Source organism: Algoriphagus sediminis, from assembly GCF_030403435.1.
GTDB classification, from domain to species: domain Bacteria; phylum Bacteroidota; class Bacteroidia; order Cytophagales; family Cyclobacteriaceae; genus Algoriphagus; species Algoriphagus sediminis.
Map to the genome: position 1 here is coordinate 219,508 of NZ_JAUEPH010000005.1, position 16,909 is coordinate 236,416.

The window sequence follows — 16,909 nt, forward strand, 5'->3', positions numbered from 1 at the left end:
CTTTGACCGATGGTAGTAATTTACACAGATGGAGCGGCCAAAGGCAATCCTGGACCTGGTGGGTATGGAGCAGTATTGAAATTCGGAAAGCATAGAAAAGAACTTTCCGAAGGCTTTCGTTTAACCACCAATAACAGGATGGAGCTTCTTGCTGTGATCAAAGCATTAGAGGCTCTTAAGCATGCTGACTACCAGGTGGAAATCTATTCCGACAGCAAATATGTGGTAGACGCTATTGAAAAAGGTTGGCTTTGGGGCTGGCAAAAAAAAGGCTTCAAAGGCAAGAAAAATCCAGATCTTTGGCAGAAATATATCCCCCTACACATGAAGTTCAAGCCCAAGTACCATTGGGTAAAAGGACACGCAGGGAACATTGAAAACGAACGTTGTGATCAGTTGGCAGTTGAGGCAGCTGAAGGAATGCAGCTCAAAGTTGATCAAGGGTACGAAAACCAGAATTAAATTCTGAAAATTGAATCCCTTTTCCTCAAATTCGATTAAAAACCATCCATGGTCTTGACAGGTATATCCGATCGATGAAAATCTTTGAGCTCTTTAAAGTTCCTTAAGGGATATACCCAGCCTTCATCAGTCAATTCATAAAGTAGCGGGGCGAGGTTTTGTACCGCTGCCTTGCATCCCTGAACAATAGCTCCCAGTTTACCCGTTTGCTTAGAAAGCACAGCCTCATTTTCAATTTCAAAAGGTCCTTCAAAGCCTTTTTCTTTCAGCTTATTCACAAATGCTCTCCAATCCATAGAATCTCCCAAACCAAATCCCGGTAAGGTAGCCTCATAATGATGTCTATCCCAGGAACTGCTAGGCTGTGGCACTCCTGCTTTTTTGGCTAAATCAGGATTTACTGCCTGTGTGGGATACATATTTCCCCAAAATGGATCCGGAAGATTCCGGGTAGATTTCACATGGATACGCTTAAGCCTATCCATATCCGTTTGGGCAATTACTTCTACAGGATCAGTATGCTGCCAAACATCATGAGAGGGGTCATAAATCTCGCCGTGATTTTTTGAAGGGATTAATTCGTACATCAATTTCCTGGCGGCGAGTACTCCAGTGAGGTTGTTGTATGTTCCGGAGAATTTTTCAGGTCTCCAGCCTTCCATTGGACAGTTTTCATAAAGAACTGTTACTCCAAGGTCTTCAGCATATTTGATGATCGGAGTAAAGATTTTCTGATATTCCAATAGGTTTTTTTCGAAGCCTCCTTCCTGATTCCCAAGTTCATGATTATATCCTACAAAGGTTCCCACCTTCACGTCATTTTCATCACCTCCCAGAAGGTGAGCAATTCGAATCAGTCGAAGGAGGTGATTTTGATTCTCCACTCTATGCACCGGATCTCCCCCGATTAGATTTTCGAAGGCTCCAATGGAAAGTCGAAGCTTAGCCCCATTGAATTTTTCTAGAATGCTACTCGCCTGATCAGGGCCAAAATCCTCATAATCCAGATGGGTCGCTACAAAATCATCTCTTTGTCCATCCCTTCTGAAAACACAAAGATCAAGTCCCTGAACATTGATTTCCTTTGCTTTTTCAATGGTTTCATCAAGGCTTAGCGTATCGAAAGCCGAGGTCATGATCCAGATCGGGTGAGTCATTTTTTTTGAGGTTTTGGGTTAAAGGTTGAAAATAATCATTGTTCCTGAGTACCCAATTCATGGTGGAGAAAACCTGATAATTGAGAAATGATTGCCATCCCTTGTTCTAGGCTTCGACTCTATGCCCGAAGGTCAGGCGAGCGCTTAGCCTGACAGCCTTTAATCTTCAAAGATTAGATTTTTAATTTTTTGAAAATTCGGGTTAGTTCGAGCGAAGACAAGAACTCAAGAATACCTCTTTCGAATCTCTATTTTCTGCTTCTGTCTTTTCCAGAGGGCTGTTGCCAAATCAAGAGAAAGGCTTTCTGGGGCACTTTCATTTAGAATTTTCTTTAATTCCGTCTCTGGAAGATCCACCCGATAGCAGATTTGTAGCAAACGCACGAAATCCCGATCAAGGAGTTCTTTTAAAGCTTTGCTCAAAAGCAAAATGGCCTCATTCTCATTAAACTCCTGAATAGGCTCGGGTAGATCAAAATCTTTTCTAATGAGTTCTAATGTCTGCTCAGTGATTTTTTCCATAAAAAAAGTCCCGTAATAACGGGACTCAATTTAGTCTTTTGATTTTTCTTCTTCTGAATCAGGTGCCAAGGCTTCTGGCATCTCCTTTCTGATGATTCCATACCAGGAAATCAATTTTTTAATATCTGAAACATATACTCTCGATTCATCTACTTCAGGCAGAATATGCTTCATAAAGGCCCTAAGCTCGGCATCATCTGGCTTACTATCCAGGCCAAGGTCTCCCTCAAATTCCTCTTCAATTTTCTGCATCACCTGTTGCAATGGCTCAGCGCCTTCTTCCGTGGTGGTGTAGATGGAAATATCCGAAAGGATGGAAACTCGCTGTGCAGCGCCTGCCACCATCTTTGATTTTTTATCATCGAGGCTTTCTAAGATCACCCCTGTTCTTGAGGGCTTTAACACTTTAAATAATCCCGGCTTTCCCGCTACCGTTGCTAAATCTTTAAAATCCATAAATATTGTGGTCGTTTTCTAGCTGCAAATATAGAGAGTCTAGGGATTCAATTCCCCTGAATCATATTCTTTCACTAATTCTTCAAGAAATTCTGTGAGTTCTTCCTTTCCCGTGCCTTTTTCTGCGGACGTAATGAAATATTGAGGAGCTTCTTCTACGAAGTTTTCAAGCTTCCGTATAAAGGCCTGAATGTTTTGGGAGGTTTTGGATTTGGATTGCTTATCAGCTTTGGTAAAAACCAAAACTGCAGGAACACCCTCGGTAGCGCACCAAAGGATGAATTCAAGATCAATCTGCTGTGGAGGTAATCGGCTATCGATCAATACGCATACTCCGCAGAGATTTTCTCGCTTTTTCAGGTAAGTGCTTATCATAGCCTCCCATCCGTCCTTTACCTTTTTATTCACCTTGGCAAAGCCGTATCCGGGGAGATCTACCAGGTACCAATGCTCATCGATTAGAAAATGATTGATAAGCTGGGTTTTTCCAGGTTTTTGAGAGGTTTTGGCGAGGCCTTTTTGTTCTGTGATAGCATTGATCAAGGAGCTTTTTCCCACATTGGACCGACCGATAAAGGCGATTTCAGCCCTATCCGGTTTGGGACAATTTCCCGGATTAGAATTACTTATAACGAATTTGGCTTCTTTTATCATAGCGAATGGTCCTCTTGCAAAAGTAGAACATTTTGGAAAATGGGTAATTGATCAATATCTACAACATTCTTCGCTTCCTCGGGTTTCTTCAGTAATATTGCAGACCCAAATTAGTACGAATGTCAGTAGTTCCATATAAAGACAAAGGAGACCCTAAGAAAGCACAAGTAGCGGAGATGTTTGATAACATCAGCCCAAAATATGATTTATTGAATCATGTACTTAGTCTGGGAATTGATATCACCTGGCGAAAGAAAGCAGTTAAGATGCTAGCTCAGGACAAACCCAAATTGATACTCGATATTGCTACTGGCACAGGAGACTTTGCCATAGAGGCTTTGGCACTGAATCCCGAGAAAATTATCGGTGTGGATATTTCTGAAGGCATGCTTTCCGAGGGGAGAAAGAAAATGAAAAAGAAAGGTCTTGATCACATTATTGACCTTCAGCTAGGGGATTCCGAAGGATTGCTTTTTGAGGATAATAAGTTTGATGCAGTTATCGTTTCCTTTGGAGTAAGGAACTTTGAAAATCTTGAAAAGGGACTCGCAGATATGTACCGCGTTTTGAAGCCAGGAGGTAAAACGGTGATCGTGGAATTTTCAAAACCAAGGAAGTTTCCAATGAAACAAGCTTATGGTTTTTATTCCAACTATGTTTTGCCTCAGGTAGGTAAGGTTGTATCCAAAGACAAATCTGCTTATACTTATCTTCCTGAATCAGTACAGGCCTTTCCAGATGGAGAAGATTTTCTTGCCGTACTTAAAAAAGTAGGATTTACCAGCACTGTATGCAAACCACTCACATTTGGAATAAGCTCGATTTACGTTGGCGTAAAGTAGTTCTTGCCTTATTTTTTGTTTTTTCAGTATCCGGAATCTCTTTTGGACAGGGGATGTTTGGTATGCTGAGTGGAGCGGGGTCTGATGATCAGTTCATCTCGTATGGTTTTTTTCTGGCCGGGCATACTTCTTATTATCAGATCAAATACACGGATGATTTTCTAAACTCCGGAGGTTCTGTAGCACCAAATGTTGCAAGAATTTCGCCCGACTATAAACCTGGATTCGCCTTGGGATTTATTGGGATGATGAAGTTTCATGACCAAGTTCACCTTATGCTTCAGCCAAAAATTGGCTTCTATGAGCATTCTGTGGATGTCACGTATTTTTCTTCCACGGATGATAACTCGATGAATCCAGACAATGTCATCCCACCCACAAACATAGAAAGATACACCTCAGAGCAGACACTGGTGGAGTTTCCTTTGCTGATTAGATATAGATCTCAGCGATTCAACAATACCCGGATGTATTTTCTGGGAGGAGGTAGCTACCGATTTAGAACCAAAGGTCAGGATGAAGCGAATTTAGATGATTTGGTTGTTGACGGGCAGGATGTAACTCTTGAGCTCGGGATGGGTTTTGAAATTTATTTCAAGTATTTCAAGTTTGCACCTGAGATTCGTTTCTCACATGGCTTAATGGATATTTACAAGCCCGAAAACACCAACCCTCTTTTTGCGGATGCTATCGGCTCAGTGAAGCCAAAAACCATCACGATTCTATTGAATTTTCAATAAGCGGTCCTTCACTATTTTCAGAAATAGTTAATTTTCAGTTATGGAAAGAAAAATCGCACTGGTCACCGGAGCCACTTCTGGTATTGGCTGGTCCACAGCATTGACCCTTGCCAGAATGGGGTATGACTTGATAGCAACAGGAAGAAGGGAGAAAAGACTGGATGAATTAGCTAAAGCTTTGCCCGAAGGGACAAAATTCCTGCCCTTGGTCTTTGACGTGAGGAATCGGGAAAAAGTTTTTGAGATTCTTGGAACCATTCCAGAGGACTGGGAAAATATTCAGGTGCTGGTGAATAATGCAGGTAATGCGCACGGTATGGACCCAATTCAAACCGGAAATCTGGACGATTGGGATGCCATGATGGATATCAATGTCAAGGGGCTGCTTTATGTTTCAAAAGCCATCATACCCGGGATGATTGAGCGGAAAAATGGGATTATAATCAATATTGGGTCTATTGCTGGGAAGGAAGTATATCCGAATGGGAATGTGTATTGCGGCTCAAAACATGCTGTGGATGCGCTGACCAAAGGAATGAGGATCGATCTGAATCCGTACGGAATAAAGGTAATTGGGATTCATCCAGGCTTAGTGGAGACGGAGTTTTCTGAGGTGCGGTTTAAAGGTGACACTGAACGAGCTGAAAAAGTTTACCAAGGCTATGAACCACTTTTGGCAGATGATATTGCTGAAATCGTAGAGTTTGTTGTAAACCGTCCAAGGCATGTAGTATTAGCCGATATAGTTGTTCTTCCCACTGCGCAGGCTTCTGCCACATTGGTGAATAAAGAAAGCTAATATGCGACCCTATCACTATTTGATATTTCTGGGTTTACTATCCTGCCGTTCGCCAAAAAGTGATCAGGAGTCTTTTTCTCAAAAAGTGAGGCAGGAAGCTGAACCTATGGTTACTTCTGAGGAGGCTTCGGTTGGGACTTTGGAACAAACATTAATTGATCAGGGTCTGGTAAATATTCAGGATGTGATTCCGGATATCATGGTGGATTTAAAGTATTCAACAACTGATAATTTCTTTGGAGAGGATGTTTACAGGGATCTTACAAATGCCTACCTTCAGAAAGAAGTGGCACAACAGCTTTTAGAGGCTCAACAATATCTAAAAAGCATTAATGAAGACTTTACCTTTATGGTTTATGATGGAGTCCGCCCTGCCAGTGTGCAGCAGATTCTTTGGGACAATCTGGATAAACCTGACAGTCTCAAGCCACTTTATGTAGCTGATCCAAAGGTGGGTAGTTTACATAACTTCGGGGTGGCGGTGGATCTGACCATTTTCGATATGTCAGCCGATTCAGTTCTTGATATGGGTACAGGCTACGATTTCTTTGGCTATGCCGCCTATCCGGACCGTGAGGAGCAAATGCTAAAGGAAGGTGTTTTGACCCAAAAACAAATAAATAATCGAGAAATTCTGCGTGAAGCGATGACCAAAGCTGGTTTTACCGGGATCACTTCCGAGTGGTGGCACTTCAATGCCTACAGTAGAAAAGTTGCCGGTGAAAAATTTGAAATTGTAAAATGATAAACCCCAATAAAATGAAGAAAAGTCTTATTAGCTCAATTTTGATCTTAATGCTTCTGATGTCAGCCTCAGTGAGTGCTCAACAATTCAGGGCCTTGGTATTCTCAAAAACAGCAGGGTTTCGACACCAATCCATTCCGAATGCTGTAGTGGCTTTGAAAAAAATGGGTACAAAACAGGTTTTTTCTGTTCATGCATCTGAGGATCCAAGAGTTCTCGCTGAGGAAAATCTAATGAAATACGATGTGTTGATTTTGGTTAGTTCAACCGGAACGATCTTCGATGAGACCACTAGAGCTTCTTTACAGAAGTTTGTCAGGAGCGGGAAGGGTGTTGTTGGAGTTCATGCAGCCACCGATTCAGAATATGATTGGCCCTGGTATAATGAAATGATTGGGGCATATTTTCTTGCACATCCTGCTCAGCAAACACTGAGACTGGAAGTAGTGGATCAAGATCATCCATCTACTTGGCATCTACCGAAAAATTGGATGTGGACCGATGAGCTTTATGAGTTCAGAGATATTAACCCCAACATCAAAGTTCTCATAAATGCTGATGAAACCACCTACGAGGTAGCTCGAGGAAACGGTGCAAATCACCCCATGGCCTGGTATCATGAGTTTGATGGAGGTCGGGTTTTTTATACTGCTCTTGGCCATGTGGATTCAGCTTGGGAGGATGATGACTTCCTGAAGCATCTTTATGGAGGAATTTGGTATGCGGCAACAGGAGAACCGTTTGATTAAGCTTTGCCCAAATCTGCTCAAGATTTGGGAACTTAATTTTCTAAAATGGGTTCAATAGGTTAAAACCAAAAAACTATGTTACAAGCACAGGCGAAACCAGTTCACCTTTACATGGAGGCCAATCCAAATCCAAATTCGCTAAAATTTGTTGCGAATTTTATGTTGGTTGAGGATGGAGTAAGCTTCGATTATCCTGATGCAGAAAGCACAGAAAATTCACCACTAGCGAAAGAGCTTTTCAATTTTGCTGCTGTCAAAAGAGTTTTTATAGCATCGAATTTTGTGACTGTGACGAAAGACGAAGCGGTAGAGTGGGCTGAGATTCAAACTATCATTCGCGATCATATCAAAAAGTATCTGGAGTCAGGCAAAAAGGTGGTTAATGCCAGCTTTGATAAAGACCCTCTGTTTGATGAAGCAGATTCTGAAACTGTGAAGAAAATCAAGGGTATTCTGGATGAATATATCCGTCCGGCAGTGGAACAGGATGGAGGAGCCATCGTTTTTCATTCTTTTCAGGAGGGAGTGGTAAAAGTACTATTACAAGGGGCATGTTCTGGATGCCCTTCCAGTACGGTCACTTTGAAAGCTGGAATTGAAAACCTTTTGACCAGAATGCTTCCTGAAGTGAAAGAAGTTCAAGCCGAAGGAGTTTAATTAATGAAATTAAAAAACTGGTTTTGGGCGATTCTGGGATTGGTATTTCTGGGAATTCGCTTTTTAGCCAGTACATTTCCTGAGAAAACGGAACAAGTTTACTCTGAGGGAATTTTCCTTTGGATACGAAAAATCATAGATCAGACGCTTGGAATTCTTCCTTTTCCAAGCGTCTATTTTTTTTGGCTTTCTGTAATCCTCGTTCTGATTTACTTTTTCATTCGACTCAGGAAAAAGGATTCGCTACGAAATAAACTGGGCTATACTTTTCGTGCTATCCTAAATGGCACAGGTGCTCTGGTTTTCTTTTTCCTGATTCTTTGGGGCTTCAATTATCAAAGAGTGCCACTTACGAAAAAATTGAGATTAGACATACGTCCTTTGGAATTGGAAGAGGTTAAAAGGGAGATTTTTGAAACTGAAATGGAAATGAATCGCTTAAGACCTCAGATTCATTCAGACACTTCAGCATTCGAAATTCCTTGGGATTATCCCGTACTTGAAACAGAAGTCAGAAAAGAGCTGGAAGAACATTCACATCTTCTGAGGCTTACCTACACCGGTAGGCCAAGGACTAAGCAAGTTCCCCCGAAAGGGTTGATGCGTAGATTGGGAATTCTTGGGATTTACTGGCCATTTACAGGTGAAAGCTATATTGATGCTGCTCTTCATCCTTTGGAAAAACCATTTACTATTGCCCATGAATTGTCACACAGTTTGGGGGTGACCGATGAAGGAGAAGCTAATTTTGTGGCATGGGTCATAGGTTCAGAAAGTCAGAATCCACATCTAAACTACACCTCCCAATTACGGCTTTTGCTTTATCTCATGAGAGACTTTTCCAGAATGGATCCTGAGGGATATGCCGAATGGGTAAAAACTTTGAACAGGGGGATTGTGAACGATATACTTTCCATAAGGAAGAATGCAGATCGATATCCTCCCATATCCCTTGAATTTAGCCGAGCGGCAAATAATGTTTTCCTCAAAACTCAGGGGGTGAAAGAAGGAGTTAAAAGCTATCAACAAATGCCTATGCTGGTGCATGCATGGAGGAAGAGGAACTAAATTGGGTTATTGACACCCATTAACTAAAAAAATCTAAATTTTATTACCAGAGTTTGAATAAAGAGTTTTTAATAACTAATCTTAAAGACTAGTTAATATTCATTATTCATGAGATCACCCATTTTCACCCTTCTTTTTTGCTTTTTTTCCAGTCTATCCTTTGCTCAAGTTGAACTTGAATCCGAGCGGGACGAAGACGGTAATGTTATTTTTTATGCCACAAATGCTGCGAGCATCCCTTATGCGGTGCTATTTAACTTCTCCAACCTGAACAACTTGACCACACCTGGAGGTAGCACTCCACTGGTGGTTGCTAATCCTGGAAGGACCCCTGTCCTACGATTAAGGCCTTCAAGGGAGGGACAGGCTACCTCATATCGATATTCGTATTCCTATTCAAAAGGAAATATGCTTGCCAAAATAAAGGAGGATCCAGTTTACTTGATCCCAGTAGCTGATGGGCAGATGGTAAGAGCGATGCAAATGACTCATATCGAAAATCAATTGCAGCCGAAAGAATACAATTCTAACTATGTGGGAGTTTCCTTCCACTTTGAAACCCCTACGGTAATTGTGGCACCTCGAAAAGGAGTGATATCCGATATGAGGATGTCGTATGAAGCCAAGGAGGGGGAATTTAGATACGATGGAAAGGATAATTTCATCGAAATCTATCATGAAGATGGTACCTTCACCAAGTTGGCAGTCTTAAAAAAGGATAGCCAAAAGGTAGAACTGGGAGATGAGGTATTTCCAGGGCAGGAATTAGCTTTATCTGCAGGGGAAAACTATAGCTCTGGGACTCACGTTCGAATGTCAACTTTCAAGTCTGTCAAAAAAGATAGGGATAAGCTGGGTTACGATTTAATACCCGTCCAGTTCATAACTGAGGGCGGAGCTATAGAAATCCCAAAGTTGGTGGAATTAGAGGTTATTCATCCTCAGGAAATTATCGAACTAGAAATGAGTAAAAGAGAAAAAAAGAAATACTTCGCAGACAAGTAATTCCTTAATACTCTATCACCTTGTCAACAACAAGCTTTCTGGAATTTTCTCCGTCCTCTAGTTTGTATTGGATTTGGCGTGTTTTTCCAGTTCTCACCCATTCTCCATCCTTTTCTTCAAAAATTGGAAATCTCGCCACCACTGAGGTTTCTATTACAGCCCATTCTTCCTCCCCTCCATATCCTTTCTTCTGTTCTTCGGTAATGTCGGGTATACTTACCTCGCTGATGGATTTATTATTATTCCCTGAAAAAATTTTAAGGTAATTTTCAACCGACTCTCCAAACATGGTGAAGAATAATATTAGCTCGGGTGAGCCATCACTGTTTAAGTCTTCTACTTCGCTCTGCATCAATGTCCCTGAAGTCTCAAACCGAATCGGCTCATTAGTTGCCTCCAGACCAGAGGGAGTGATAATCACCTCTGAATTCGGATTCTGCTCAGTGGCCGAGATATCGAAAGTTATTCCCTGAAGACTATTGGATTTTTGGATGGTAAATGCCTTCAACTGGGATTCATCCAATGGCTCTGAAAGCTTTTGGTAAGTTTCTCCAGAAAGAGAAGCCCCACCTCCACAGAAATAATTAAGAATACCATCCTCTTCTGGATTAGCAGCAAGGATATTTAGAGTATTTCCATTCACTTTGATCAGGATTTCCTCCTCCATGGCAAAAGTGGAAAGGGTTTTGTCATCCTTGATTTGGGTCGTAGTGCTCCAAGTACAAGTTGGTCTCTTTTTATCTGCTCTAGAACTCACTTCTACTTTAAGTAGCTCATCCGAAGACTTTGAAACTCTCACCACAATCCAATCAGAACCTTCTGTCCGTGATTGATAAGATTTTGTCACATAATCCCCCAAGAAATAGTCGACAATAATGGAGTTCTCCTCCGAAGAGGGTTCGGTTTTAGTCTGCTCATCCTCATTCTGAGTAGGGCTTTGGCAGGATGAAATTACCTGAAGACTAAAAATAAGTAGTAGAAGGTTCACAAAATTTTTCATGTAGAAAAATAAGGTTTATCGCTTTCTATTACCAATCCAAACTCCAAAAATGACAGCAATAATTCCTAAGTAATGACCGAAAAGGAGGGTTTCTCCATCCCAGACGCCCCAGAAAATTGCGACAATAGGGATTAGATAGGTAACCGAACTGGCAAAAACAGGTGTGGCTGATTTCACAAGTCGATTAAAAAAGATTAAAGCGATTGCTGTTCCGAAAACCCCTAGAATAGCCACATAGATTAAGGCCAAGGTAGCACCTTCTGTTGTGACTATTTTATAGGAAAACTGTGTGCCAGCCATGAGGTACACCAAAGCAACAGGCAAGACCATAAGTAAGGAGATTGCCGTAATTTCAACTGGTTTTAGCTCCACAAAGCTGTGTTTAATGATATTCACATTGAAGCCATAGCACATACAGGCAAGCAAGACAAAAAAGGCATAAGCATTGATTTCACTGAAGTCCCCAAAGGCACTTCCTTCTTTTACAGAAACCAGAATTGTCACTCCTATAAATGCTATTACGAGGCCAAGCGCATTCTGTCTAGTTATTTTCGAGTTAAAAAAAATAGAACCGATTACCACAACGAAAAGCGGGGTCAAGGCATTCAATACTCCGGTTAAAGAGCTACTCAGTTGAGTTTGTGCTTTGGCAAAAAGGAAAGCAGGGATAAAGGATCCAACTAAGCCAACGATGATCAGATTTTGTATCTGTTTTGAGTTTAATTTTTTCACCCTTGGCAAAGAAAGAGGTAATAAAACTGTACCTGCTGCGACTATCCTGAACGCCCCAAGCTCTCCTGGTGAAAAAACCTCTAGCCCTCTCTTGATTAAAATAAAGGAACTGCCCCAGACGAGTGCAAGTGAAATGAGTAAGACCCAATTTTGAAGAGGATGTTCCGAGGAGGGATTAGTCATTCGTGATGATTTAGGTTGGCAGTGGCCAAAAAAGAAGTGGTTTTCAGATAAAAATGTTCAGAAGCTTTCAGATCAGACAAATTCGTATCCAGCAAAGACTTCACTCACCTCGTCTAGAATCTCACAGACTTCCTCATAGGTATCGCTGGTCACCATCCTTGTTCGGAAGGGTTTGAAATTAGGCATGCCCCGGAAGTAATTTGTGTAATGCCTCCTCATTTCAAGAATACCAAGCTTTTCACCTTTCCACTGAACAGAAAAGTCCAGGTGTTTTCTGGCTACGGCCAGACGCTCAGGTAATTCCGGTGACGGGATCTTTTGCCCTGTTTCAAGAAAATGTTTGATTTCATTAAAAATCCAGGGATAGCCGATGGATGCCCTACCGATCATCATCCCATCCACATTGTATTTTTCTTTGTATTCCTTCGCTCTTTCCGGAGAGTCAATGTCTCCATTTCCAAAGACCGGAATGTGAAGTCGTGGGTTGGCTTTAACTTTATTAAGATAGCTCCAATCAGCCTCTCCCTTGTACATTTGCTTTCGGGTTCGGGCATGTATACTTATGCCTTGAATTCCCACATCTTGAAGCCTTTCAGCCACTTCCACGATTCTGATTGTATCATTATCCCATCCTAATCGGGTTTTCACAGTAACAGGAATATTCACCGACTTCACTATTTCAGCGGTCATCGAAACCATTTTGTCGATGTCCAAAAGAATTCCTGCTCCAGCTCCCTTGCAAGCAACTTTGTTCACCGGACAACCATAATTAATATCCAAAATGTCTGGTTGAGCTTCTTCCACAATGGCAGCAGCTTCACGCATGGATTGGATTTCATTCCCGAAAATCTGAATCCCTATGGGACGTTCATATTCATAAATATCCAGCTTCTGGACACTTTTTGCCGCATCACGGATGAGTCCTTCAGAACTGATGAATTCCGTATACATTAAATCAGCGCCGTTTTCTTTACAAACTGCACGAAAGGGTGGGTCACTCACATCCTCCATGGGAGCGAGCAACAGGGGATATTCACCAAGTTCTAAGTTTCCGATCTTTACCACTTCTTCTCCTATATTTGTGGCAAATTTATCGCAAATATGGAGATTTATAAAACCGAAGCCGAAATAGCTAAACCCAAAAACTGGCTTCTCTCAATAGTTGTTATTGTTTTGGTCACCTTTGGGGTACTGGTTTTACTTCAGGGACTTGCGCTTGCGATCGTTCCTTTTCTTTTTGGAGTATCACTCGAAGAAATAATTGCTCTCACTTCTGGCGGCGGCCAAAGCATTGAAAATGGCAGGATGGTGCTGTTTTTTGTACAGGCTTTTGGTTCAGGTCTTGGGTTTATTGTTGCCGCATTCATCATTGCCAAGCTTATTGAAAAAGCCTCCTTCGATTGGGAAAGTCAGGTTTCAAGGTTTAACTGGTCAGGTTTTCTTTTGGTCCTTTTAATTACCCTCGGTGGCATGCTTTTCAATTCCATGCTTGTGGATTTAAATTCAAAACTGGTACTACCCGAATTTCTCTCAGGCCTGGAATCCTGGATGATTGAAATGGAGGATCAGCTCATGGAGATGACGAAATTCATGACTGATTTTCAGAATACATCGGAGTTTCTCATGGGGCTACTGGTAATAGGAATATTAGCGGGAGTAGGAGAGGAGTTATTTTTTAGAGGGGTGGTTCAGGCTAAGTTACATCAATACACCGGCTCTGGTCATCTAGGGGTTTGGATAACCGCAATTATTTTTTCTGCCATTCATTTACAGTTTTATGGTTTTCTTCCTAGAATGTTTCTAGGGGCGATGTTTGGGTACCTTTACCTATATTCTGGCTCACTTATCTATCCCATTTTGGCTCACATTTTTAATAATGCATTTACCGTGGTCATGGTGTATCTGGCCAAAAAAGGCATGGTGGATTTTGATATTGAAGCCACAGACAATGTTTCTTACTTGGCTTCAGTAGGAGGCTTTTTAGTACTTTTGGCAGGAATCTATTACTTTAAGAAAACTAACGCTTCCAAGAATGGAGAATTGGGTCAAAGTCTTTGAGGACGACCAACTGGTGCGAGCAGAAATAGTCAAGGGGGTGTTGATTCAGAATGAAATTCCCGCTGTGGTCCTAAACAAAAAAGAGTCTGTATATCAGGTATTTGGCACATACGAGGTTCATGTCAATAGAGAAAACGTGTTAAGCGCATCTAATCTAATTAAGAATGAGATCTCGTTTTAATATCAATAATTACAGTAATCTGGGCCAGCGAGCAATAACCGCAGTCGTTGGAGCGATAATCGTGATCAGTGCCAGTATCTATTCAGATTGGACATATTTTTTGGTTTTTGCTGCGATATTGGGCTTTTCCCAAATGGAATTTTATAAACTGACTGGTTTGGATGGGATGCTTCCTTTGAAAAGCTTTGGCACCTTCCTGGGTCTTTTGATTTTTGCACTGACGTTCATGATTCAAAAAGAGCATATGCGGATAGAGTATCTTTATCTTATTTTCCCCATTACGGCTCTTACTTTCTTTATTAAGCTTTATAGAAAATCCGACAAAAAACCATTCACTGGGGTGGCATTTACCTTTCTGGGATTATTTTATGTAGCTGTCCCATTCTCTCTTTTGAACCTGGCTGTTTTCTCTGTGGATCAGACTTATCATTATGAAATTTTGATTGGCTGTTTATTGATTTTATGGGCATGTGACACCGGAGCATACTTTGCCGGAACTAAGTTTGGCAAGACTAAGCTTTTTGAAAGGGTCTCTCCAAAGAAATCCTGGGAGGGGTTCTTAGGTGGAGCCTTTGCTGCTCTCGCCGTAGCTTATGGAGTGTCCCGATACTTCTCAGTTCTGGATGGATGGAAGTGGATGGTAATCGCAGCAATTATTATCATTGCGGGTACTTACGGAGACCTTATTGAGTCTCTTTTTAAGCGATCTATCGAGATTAAGGATTCTGGAAAGGGCCTCCCCGGTCATGGAGGTTTCATGGATAGATTTGATGGTCTTTTACTCTCGGCACCTTTCATCACCGCATTTTTGAAAATCTTCTAAAAGGGTATCAAGGAGAGGGAAAAACTACGTATCATTGTAAAGCATTTCACAATAATAATAAACCCAATATGGCTTACATTGAACCGGCTCCCATAAAGGATAAAGAGAATCCTTTGGAGTCAATGATGGAAAGATTCAATATCGCCGCTGAAAAGCTAGGACTTTCTGATGAAGTTTATAATGTGCTGAAGAACCCGGCAAAGCAGGTGATTGTATCTCTTCCGATAACCATGGATAATGGAAAAATCCAGGTCTTTGAAGGGATTCGAGTAATTCATTCTAATATTCTCGGTCCTGCAAAAGGAGGGATTCGTTTTGCTCCTGATGTGCACATCGATGAGGTGAGGGCACTTGCTGCCTGGATGACCTGGAAATGTGCTGTGGTGGATATTCCTTATGGTGGAGGTAAAGGTGGGGTAAGATGTAATCCAAGGGAAATGTCCAAAGGTGAGATTGAGCGTCTTATGAGAGCTTATACTTTGGCGATGATCGATGTATTTGGTCCGGACAAAGATATCCCGGCACCAGATATGGGGACTGGTCCAAAAGAAATGGCCTGGCTGATGGATGAGTATTCTAAAGCACATGGAATGACCGTTAACTCGGTGGTAACCGGAAAGCCATTGGTATTGGGCGGATCTCTTGGAAGAACAGAGGCCACTGGCCGCGGAGTAATGGTATCAGCTTTGGCAGCCATGCAAAAACTGAAAATAAATCCTTTTCAGGCAACTTGTGCAGTTCAGGGATTTGGTAATGTGGGGTCTTGGGCGGCAAGGCTTTTAGAAGAAAGGGGACTGAAAATTGTGGCTATTTCTGATATCTCCGGAGCATATCATAATAAGCACGGAATTAATATCGTCGAAGCCATTGAATACAGAGAATCCAATAACGGAACTCTTGAAGGATTCGAAGGTGCGGAACTCATGGATGATCCTATGGATCTATTGCTTTTGGACGTGGATGTCCTAGTTCCTGCGGCTGTGGAGGATGTGATTACTTCACACAATGTGGATAAAATAAAGGCTAAACTTATCGTAGAAGGCGCGAATGGTCCAACATCCGCAAAGGCTGATGCAGTGATCAATGAAAAAGGAATTATGGCAGTGCCTGACATCCTTGCGAACGCTGGAGGGGTGACAGTTTCCTATTTCGAATGGGTGCAAAACCGCCTGGGATATAAATGGACAGCAGATCGTGTAAACAGAAGATCCGATCGGATTATGAAAGATGCCTTCGATCATGTTTACTCCGCATCGAAAAAATATGACGTTCCGATGAGAATTGCAGCATACATTGTAGCGATTGAAAAGGTAGCTATGACTTACACCTATCGAGGCGGCTACTGATTTTTTTCGAATTATGTTATTTATCTTTGGGGCGTGGATTATTTCACGCCTCAATTGTTTTTAGCCTATGACTATTCATAAAGAAGGAAGATCACTGTTAATCTGGCTGATGATCATTCTGGTGGGACTGAATGGTACCCTGTACTACCTCATTCCTGAATCTGATCTGATCTTACAGATAGTACTAGCTGTAAGTATCATTTTCTATCTGCTTATACTTCAGTTTTTTAGAAACCCGAGTTTTGAATTACCGAATGAAGAAAATGTGGTTTATGCTCCTGCAGACGGCAAAGTGGTGGTAATTGAAGAGACAGAGGAAACGGAGTACTTAAAAGAAAGACGAATTCAGGTTTCGATCTTCATGTCTCCAATTAATGTTCATGTCAATCGATCTCCATTGAAGGGGATAGTGGAATATTTCAAATATCACCCTGGAAAATACCTGGTAGCCTGGCATCCAAAGTCCAGCACGGAAAATGAAAGAACCACTATGGTTTTGAAAACAGACTCTGGCGTAAAAGTTCTTGTCCGACAAATAGCAGGAGCATTGGCAAGGCGTATTAAATGGTATGTAGACAAGGGTTCTGAGCTTGATCAAGGTGCGGAATTCGGCTTCATTAAGTTTGGTTCAAGAGTGGATGTTTTCTTGCCGCTTGGAACAGAGGTTTTAGCTGAAATGGATCAGGTGACTAAAGGAGGTAGAACCCCTATAGCCAGACTTAAAGGCTAA

At 41.6% G+C, this 16,909-nt stretch carries 21 protein-coding genes; 14 read left to right on the forward strand and 7 right to left on the reverse strand.

All coding sequences use genetic code 11. The features are described from left to right. Positions 1 to 9: 9 nt before the first annotated feature. On the forward strand, positions 10 to 462 hold the full coding sequence (rnhA, locus tag QVH07_RS12625; RefSeq protein WP_290000843.1) for a ribonuclease HI: 453 nt from the start codon (positions 10 to 12) through the stop codon (positions 460 to 462). 35 nt (positions 463 to 497) lie between these two features. Here the strand turns inward: rnhA and QVH07_RS12630 are convergent, their stop codons facing one another. The 4 genes from QVH07_RS12630 to yihA form a co-directional block, all read right to left on the reverse strand. Then, positions 498 to 1,619 (reverse strand): sugar phosphate isomerase/epimerase family protein, encoded by a 1,122-nt coding sequence (locus QVH07_RS12630; protein WP_290000844.1) that lies wholly within the window; start codon positions 1,617 to 1,619, stop codon positions 498 to 500. A 225-nt stretch (positions 1,620 to 1,844) separates the two neighbouring features. Beyond that, positions 1,845 to 2,141: a hypothetical protein gene (locus tag QVH07_RS12635; RefSeq protein ID WP_290000845.1), complete on the reverse strand. Its 297-nt coding sequence runs from the start codon at positions 2,139 to 2,141 to the stop codon at positions 1,845 to 1,847. 30 nt (positions 2,142 to 2,171) lie between these two features. After that, the gene (locus QVH07_RS12640; RefSeq protein ID WP_290000846.1) at positions 2,172 to 2,597 is read right to left on the reverse strand and encodes a DUF5606 family protein; all 426 of its coding nucleotides are present in this window, start codon (positions 2,595 to 2,597) and stop codon (positions 2,172 to 2,174) included. Positions 2,598 to 2,636: 39 nt separating this feature from the next. Further along, the gene (gene yihA / locus QVH07_RS12645) at positions 2,637 to 3,251 is read right to left on the reverse strand and encodes a ribosome biogenesis GTP-binding protein YihA/YsxC (protein WP_290000847.1); all 615 of its coding nucleotides are present in this window, start codon (positions 3,249 to 3,251) and stop codon (positions 2,637 to 2,639) included. A 119-nt stretch (positions 3,252 to 3,370) separates the two neighbouring features. Between yihA and ubiE the strand changes: the two genes are divergently transcribed. The 8 genes from ubiE to QVH07_RS12685 all read left to right on the forward strand — a co-directional run bounded on the left by ubiE (position 3,371) and on the right by QVH07_RS12685 (position 9,856). Next, the gene (ubiE, locus tag QVH07_RS12650) at positions 3,371 to 4,093 is read left to right on the forward strand and encodes a bifunctional demethylmenaquinone methyltransferase/2-methoxy-6-polyprenyl-1,4-benzoquinol methylase UbiE (protein ID WP_290000848.1); all 723 of its coding nucleotides are present in this window, start codon (positions 3,371 to 3,373) and stop codon (positions 4,091 to 4,093) included. Next, complete coding sequence (gene porT, locus QVH07_RS12655) at positions 4,042 to 4,833, forward strand: type IX secretion/gliding motility protein PorT/SprT (protein WP_290000849.1); 792 nt, start codon at positions 4,042 to 4,044, stop codon at positions 4,831 to 4,833. Before ubiE ends, porT begins: the two co-directional genes overlap by 52 nt. Before the next feature lie 40 nt (positions 4,834 to 4,873). Continuing rightward, positions 4,874 to 5,632, forward strand: a complete 759-nt coding sequence (locus QVH07_RS12660) for an SDR family NAD(P)-dependent oxidoreductase (RefSeq protein ID WP_290000850.1) — start codon at positions 4,874 to 4,876, stop codon at positions 5,630 to 5,632. Between the two features lies 1 nt (position 5,633). Continuing rightward, positions 5,634 to 6,377 (forward strand): M15 family metallopeptidase, encoded by a 744-nt coding sequence (locus QVH07_RS12665; protein ID WP_290000851.1) that lies wholly within the window; start codon positions 5,634 to 5,636, stop codon positions 6,375 to 6,377. Positions 6,378 to 6,391: 14 nt separating this feature from the next. Then, positions 6,392 to 7,126: a ThuA domain-containing protein gene (locus tag QVH07_RS12670; protein ID WP_290000852.1), complete on the forward strand. Its 735-nt coding sequence runs from the start codon at positions 6,392 to 6,394 to the stop codon at positions 7,124 to 7,126. Between the two features lie 75 nt (positions 7,127 to 7,201). Continuing rightward, entirely contained in the window at positions 7,202 to 7,783 is a 582-nt protein-coding gene (locus QVH07_RS12675; protein WP_290000853.1) for a NifU family protein, read from the forward strand. 3 nt (positions 7,784 to 7,786) lie between these two features. Beyond that, complete coding sequence (locus QVH07_RS12680) at positions 7,787 to 8,851, forward strand: DUF3810 domain-containing protein (protein WP_290000854.1); 1,065 nt, start codon at positions 7,787 to 7,789, stop codon at positions 8,849 to 8,851. A gap of 108 nt (positions 8,852 to 8,959) precedes the next feature. Then, positions 8,960 to 9,856, forward strand: a complete 897-nt coding sequence (locus QVH07_RS12685; protein WP_290000855.1) for a M23 family metallopeptidase — start codon at positions 8,960 to 8,962, stop codon at positions 9,854 to 9,856. A gap of 4 nt (positions 9,857 to 9,860) precedes the next feature. On the opposite strand, the gene QVH07_RS12690 is transcribed toward QVH07_RS12685, so the two are convergent. From QVH07_RS12690 to dusB, 3 genes are all read right to left on the reverse strand, one after another. Further along, positions 9,861 to 10,856 (reverse strand): hypothetical protein, encoded by a 996-nt coding sequence (locus QVH07_RS12690; RefSeq protein ID WP_290000856.1) that lies wholly within the window; start codon positions 10,854 to 10,856, stop codon positions 9,861 to 9,863. A gap of 15 nt (positions 10,857 to 10,871) precedes the next feature. Then, entirely contained in the window at positions 10,872 to 11,771 is a 900-nt protein-coding gene (locus QVH07_RS12695) for a DMT family transporter (protein ID WP_290000857.1), read from the reverse strand. A 72-nt stretch (positions 11,772 to 11,843) separates the two neighbouring features. Then, positions 11,844 to 12,836: a tRNA dihydrouridine synthase DusB gene (dusB, locus tag QVH07_RS12700; RefSeq protein WP_290000858.1), complete on the reverse strand. Its 993-nt coding sequence runs from the start codon at positions 12,834 to 12,836 to the stop codon at positions 11,844 to 11,846. Positions 12,837 to 12,872: 36 nt separating this feature from the next. On the opposite strand from dusB, the gene QVH07_RS12705 reads away from it, so the two are divergent. The 5 genes from QVH07_RS12705 (at position 12,873) to QVH07_RS12725 (ending at position 16,909) form a co-directional block, all read left to right on the forward strand. Continuing rightward, positions 12,873 to 13,829 carry a CPBP family intramembrane glutamic endopeptidase gene (locus tag QVH07_RS12705; protein WP_290000859.1) on the forward strand — a complete coding sequence of 319 codons (957 nt, stop codon included), beginning with the start codon at positions 12,873 to 12,875 and terminating at the stop codon, positions 13,827 to 13,829. Beyond that, positions 13,804 to 14,010, forward strand: coding sequence for a putative signal transducing protein (locus QVH07_RS12710; protein ID WP_290000860.1), 207 nt, complete (start codon positions 13,804 to 13,806; stop codon positions 14,008 to 14,010). The genes QVH07_RS12705 and QVH07_RS12710 overlap by 26 nt, the downstream gene beginning before the upstream one ends. Continuing rightward, on the forward strand, positions 13,994 to 14,833 hold the full coding sequence (locus tag QVH07_RS12715) for a phosphatidate cytidylyltransferase (protein WP_290000861.1): 840 nt from the start codon (positions 13,994 to 13,996) through the stop codon (positions 14,831 to 14,833). The genes QVH07_RS12710 and QVH07_RS12715 overlap by 17 nt, the downstream gene beginning before the upstream one ends. Before the next feature lie 68 nt (positions 14,834 to 14,901). After that, the gene (locus QVH07_RS12720; protein ID WP_290000862.1) at positions 14,902 to 16,179 is read left to right on the forward strand and encodes a Glu/Leu/Phe/Val family dehydrogenase; all 1,278 of its coding nucleotides are present in this window, start codon (positions 14,902 to 14,904) and stop codon (positions 16,177 to 16,179) included. Between the two features lie 67 nt (positions 16,180 to 16,246). Continuing rightward, entirely contained in the window at positions 16,247 to 16,909 is a 663-nt protein-coding gene (locus tag QVH07_RS12725) for a phosphatidylserine decarboxylase family protein (RefSeq protein ID WP_290000863.1), read from the forward strand.

What these genes read in the sequence shown, in the direction of transcription:
- rnhA (WP_290000843.1), top strand. Translation starts at nt 10, where the DNA reads ATGGTAGTAATTTACACAGATGGAGCGGCCAAAGGCAATCCTGGACCT.
- QVH07_RS12630 (WP_290000844.1), bottom strand. Translation starts at nt 1,619, where the DNA reads ATGACTCACCCGATCTGGATCATGACCTCGGCTTTCGATACGCTAAGC.
- QVH07_RS12635 (WP_290000845.1), bottom strand. Translation starts at nt 2,141, where the DNA reads ATGGAAAAAATCACTGAGCAGACATTAGAACTCATTAGAAAAGATTTT.
- QVH07_RS12640 (WP_290000846.1), bottom strand. Translation starts at nt 2,597, where the DNA reads ATGGATTTTAAAGATTTAGCAACGGTAGCGGGAAAGCCGGGATTATTT.
- yihA (WP_290000847.1), bottom strand. Translation starts at nt 3,251, where the DNA reads ATGATAAAAGAAGCCAAATTCGTTATAAGTAATTCTAATCCGGGAAAT.
- ubiE (WP_290000848.1), top strand. Translation starts at nt 3,371, where the DNA reads ATGTCAGTAGTTCCATATAAAGACAAAGGAGACCCTAAGAAAGCACAA.
- porT (WP_290000849.1), top strand. Translation starts at nt 4,042, where the DNA reads ATGCAAACCACTCACATTTGGAATAAGCTCGATTTACGTTGGCGTAAA.
- QVH07_RS12660 (WP_290000850.1), top strand. Translation starts at nt 4,874, where the DNA reads ATGGAAAGAAAAATCGCACTGGTCACCGGAGCCACTTCTGGTATTGGC.
- QVH07_RS12665 (WP_290000851.1), top strand. Translation starts at nt 5,634, where the DNA reads ATGCGACCCTATCACTATTTGATATTTCTGGGTTTACTATCCTGCCGT.
- QVH07_RS12670 (WP_290000852.1), top strand. Translation starts at nt 6,392, where the DNA reads ATGAAGAAAAGTCTTATTAGCTCAATTTTGATCTTAATGCTTCTGATG.
- QVH07_RS12675 (WP_290000853.1), top strand. Translation starts at nt 7,202, where the DNA reads ATGTTACAAGCACAGGCGAAACCAGTTCACCTTTACATGGAGGCCAAT.
- QVH07_RS12680 (WP_290000854.1), top strand. Translation starts at nt 7,787, where the DNA reads ATGAAATTAAAAAACTGGTTTTGGGCGATTCTGGGATTGGTATTTCTG.
- QVH07_RS12685 (WP_290000855.1), top strand. Translation starts at nt 8,960, where the DNA reads ATGAGATCACCCATTTTCACCCTTCTTTTTTGCTTTTTTTCCAGTCTA.
- QVH07_RS12690 (WP_290000856.1), bottom strand. Translation starts at nt 10,856, where the DNA reads ATGAAAAATTTTGTGAACCTTCTACTACTTATTTTTAGTCTTCAGGTA.
- QVH07_RS12695 (WP_290000857.1), bottom strand. Translation starts at nt 11,771, where the DNA reads ATGACTAATCCCTCCTCGGAACATCCTCTTCAAAATTGGGTCTTACTC.
- QVH07_RS12705 (WP_290000859.1), top strand. Translation starts at nt 12,873, where the DNA reads ATGGAGATTTATAAAACCGAAGCCGAAATAGCTAAACCCAAAAACTGG.
- QVH07_RS12710 (WP_290000860.1), top strand. Translation starts at nt 13,804, where the DNA reads ATGGAGAATTGGGTCAAAGTCTTTGAGGACGACCAACTGGTGCGAGCA.
- QVH07_RS12715 (WP_290000861.1), top strand. Translation starts at nt 13,994, where the DNA reads ATGAGATCTCGTTTTAATATCAATAATTACAGTAATCTGGGCCAGCGA.
- QVH07_RS12720 (WP_290000862.1), top strand. Translation starts at nt 14,902, where the DNA reads ATGGCTTACATTGAACCGGCTCCCATAAAGGATAAAGAGAATCCTTTG.
- QVH07_RS12725 (WP_290000863.1), top strand. Translation starts at nt 16,247, where the DNA reads ATGACTATTCATAAAGAAGGAAGATCACTGTTAATCTGGCTGATGATC.